Source organism: Thalassospira sp. UBA1131, from assembly GCF_002311515.1.
Lineage (GTDB): Bacteria > Pseudomonadota > Alphaproteobacteria > Rhodospirillales > Thalassospiraceae > Thalassospira.
Genome location: NZ_DCAO01000008.1, coordinates 35,136 through 36,367 on the forward strand (window position 1 = coordinate 35,136; position 1,232 = coordinate 36,367).

1 protein-coding gene is annotated in these 1,232 nt (G+C 54.9%); it reads left to right on the top strand.

All coding sequences use genetic code 11. From position 1 onward, the window contains the following. On the top strand, positions 1 to 1,232 hold a 1,232-nt coding region (locus tag B3Z49_RS01260; protein ID WP_296987649.1), incomplete at both ends, for a nucleotidyltransferase domain-containing protein.

A 1,232-nucleotide genomic window follows, 5' to 3' on the forward strand; every position in this document is an offset into this window, starting at 1 on the left:
CGATCTGTGATCCGCGCACGCTTTGAAGAAAGCAATTCCGGGCAGGACACCGTCTTTTCCAACAGTTTCCTGATGGATCAGATCGTTCGCCTGATCCATGATTTTGCCACCACGTTCGTCTATCCACTGCACAATCCGACCAATGAACAACGCATGTCAGTCGTCGCCGTCGGCGGCTATGGCCGCGGTGACATGGCGCCGCATTCCGATGTCGATATCCTGTTTCTGTTTCCCTACAAACAGACCGCACATGGTGAACAGGTCGTTGAATTCATTCTTTATATGCTCTGGGATCTGGGGCTTAAGGTCGGTCATGCGACGCGATCCGTCGATGATTGCCTGCGCATGGGCAAACAGGACATCACCATTCGCACCAACCTGCTTGAAAGCCGGTTCGTTTGGGGCGACGAGGAAACCTATAAACTGTTTCGCACCCGCTTCATGGAAGAGCTGGTCAAGGGCAGCGGCATCGAGTTCATCGAAAAGAAGCTTGGCGAACGCGATGAACGCCACACCCGCATGGGCGATTCACGCTATGTGGTCGAACCCAACGTCAAGGACGGCAAGGGCGGGCTTCGCGACCTTCATACCCTGTTCTGGATTGGCAAATACCTTTATCGCGTCAATTCCCCGATGGAGCTCGTCGATCTCAAGGTCCTGACGCGCAAGGAAGCACGCGGCTTCTTGAAGGCGCAAAACTTCCTGTGGGCGGTGCGGTGCTGGTTGCACTATCTGTCTGATCGCGAAGAAGACCGCCTGACGTTCGATATGCAGCGCGATATCGCCGAACGGCTTGGCTATACCGATCATGCCGGGGCATCGGGCATCGAACGCTTCATGAAGCACTATTATCTGATGGTGAAGCATGTCGGGAACCTGACCCGCATCTTCTGTGCTGCCCTTGAAGAAAGCCATCAGCGCCGCCCGCTGATCCGTTTTCCGGGCAAGCTGTTTGGCACCAAGGAAATTGACGGGTTTGAACTGCGCAATGAACGCCTGACGGTCGAAAGCCTTGATGTCTTCAAGAATGACCCGATCAAGATTTTGCGCCTGTTTCTGGTTGCCCATCAGAACCGGGTCGGCATCCATCCCGAAACGCTGCGCTGGATTACGCAAAGTCTGAAGTATGTCGATCACAAGCTGCAAAACGATCCGGACGCCAACGAGGTTTTCCTTGAAATCCTCACCCAGCGCGACAGCCCGGATGTGACGCTCCGCAAGATGAACGAGGC